The following is a 1,939-nucleotide window of genomic DNA, read 5'->3' as shown; positions in this document are numbered from 1 at the left end:
CGACCAGCGATGGTAAAAAAAGGATTGCCATCGCTCGTTGTGTTGGTCAAAAAGTTATTCTGAAAAACTAAATAAAAAATCCTTTGTTTTGACCTTGTTAGGGTGCGAAATGTGAGTTACAAGGTGTTAGCTACAGTCTATATTACTCAAAATCCATAGCAAAATAATCAGATTCATTAATCGGAGGATTTTATATGATAGCAAAAACAATAGAAGAATTGGATAAAATTCGGGAAGAATGTCGTAAAATAGTAAATAAACGTGCTTCCATCTCTGCAATGGCTGCAGCAATCCCTATTCCAGGCATCGATATCGGTGCGGATGTTGCGATTATGATGGAACTATTGAATGATATCAATCGAAAATTTGGTGTGTCGAAAGAGCAAATTGATCAATTGGATACTAAATCTAAAGAACTCATTTTAATTATAGCTACATCCCTTGGAAATGAGCTAATCGGGAAAACTATTGGAAAGAAAATGGTTATGAATTTGTTGAAAAAAGCCGCATCACGAGTTGCTACTAAACAGACCAGCAAACTTATTCCGGTTATTGGGATTGGTATATCGGCAAGTATTAGTTTTGCCACTATGAAGTATTTAGGCAATTCACATATTGAAGAATGCTACCAGATAGTAAAGCGCTATATTGAACAACAACAGCAATAATCAATTTTTTACCTACCCTTTTTCGCACCGATCTTCTCAGCTGGCTGCCTCCTTGCCTTTGGCAATCCGGCTGGAGCATATTTAAAGGGGGTTCAATTTTAGGATCCCCACCTGTTTTTTATCTCACTTCATCCAGCGTTAAAATAAAAGATCAGTTTGCTTTAAGAAAAAATGTAAAACCATCAGACTTTTTCGATATATGAAACCGTCCCCGCATGGTGACGGTTTATTTTATTTGTAGCTGGCGAACCTAATATTGGTGATGTTGTTATGGTTGATTACATTGTATTTTTTGGGCTTCTTGGTTTGAGCATCGTGTTGTTTATCCTTCATCAGATTCGATTAAAGAAAAATCCGTTACCGGCACCACACATCGATTATGAATATGTGAAATGCGAAAGCCCTATCGAGCGGCGATTGTATGAGGCGTTAAAAATCAGCGGGTATTATGTGAAAACACAATATGTCGTTCCTCCCGCTCGTTATCGAATTGATATTGCCTTACCTCAATATAAAATTGCTATCGAATGCGATGGGAAGGCTTATCATTCTACACTGGAACAAAAAGCAAGGGACAGACAAAAGGATGCTTATTTGAGAAGCAAGGGATGGAAAGTGCTGCGATTCAGCGGCAGCATGATTAACGGGAGTTTGGTTGACGTTATTAAGCAAATAGAGGAAGAGATAAACACTTAACGCTACATGCCTGCCAACATAAAGAGGGAATAGTTAACCTTTGTTTTATTTTATCGACCAAAGGGAGAGCTTATATGGCAGGATACAAAAGGGATGAACTTTATCGCGAGGTCGGAAAATATAAAGCCTGAATCGACGTATACATAACCGCTCAGGGTTATGAAGCGACAGCGGTATTTCTTGATAATCCCGGTACCCAACCGCTAATCAAATTCATTGATCGCAGCAAAGACAAAGCAATTGCCTTGGCTTGACAAAATGGATTTCAGACGAACGTCTGAAACCCATTTAGAAAATTCTTGTTTTGACCTGCCTATGTAATCAAGTATATAACTGTAGATGAGCATTTTTCATTACAATAATTTCCATGGTTAGAGAGACAAACAGGGTACCCCTTACGCGATACGGAGCTGTTTTTTGATCACATCAATGGGAATATCTTGCTTTGCAGCGTCATAAATGAACTCGACGACGCTGTGGTCTTTTCGCGACCGAAGAAGCTCCAGCCCGGTGGAGAGGTTTTGTCGGGATTCGGCGATGCTGTACACGCAGGCCAACAGCACCACGGCGTCATA

Annotated in this window: 2 protein-coding genes and 1 pseudogene; 2 read left to right on the top strand and 1 reads right to left on the bottom strand. The window is 39.6% G+C overall.

What is annotated here, in order from left to right; genetic code table 11:
* The first annotated feature begins 194 nt into the window (after window positions 1-194).
* Both DI44_RS0117485 and DI44_RS00240 read left to right on the top strand, forming a co-directional pair.
* Window positions 195-668, top strand: a complete 474-nt coding sequence (locus DI44_RS0117485; RefSeq protein WP_033026677.1) for a DUF697 domain-containing protein — start codon at window positions 195-197, stop codon at window positions 666-668.
* A 270-nt stretch (window positions 669-938) separates the two neighbouring features.
* Entirely contained in the window at window positions 939-1,364 is a 426-nt protein-coding gene (locus tag DI44_RS00240; protein ID WP_033026674.1) for a DUF559 domain-containing protein, read from the top strand.
* 395 nt (window positions 1,365-1,759) lie between these two features.
* On the opposite strand, the pseudogene DI44_RS00245 reads toward DI44_RS00240, so the two are convergent.
* A pseudogene (locus tag DI44_RS00245) lies at window positions 1,760-1,939 on the bottom strand (IS701 family transposase); the annotation flags it as partial.

Source organism: Geobacillus sp. CAMR5420 (assembly GCF_000691465.1).
GTDB classification, from domain to species: Bacteria; Bacillota; Bacilli; order Bacillales; family Anoxybacillaceae; genus Geobacillus; species Geobacillus thermoleovorans.
The sequence above is the reverse complement of the archived record's forward strand: the minus strand, read 5'-3'. Positions and strand labels throughout refer to the sequence as shown.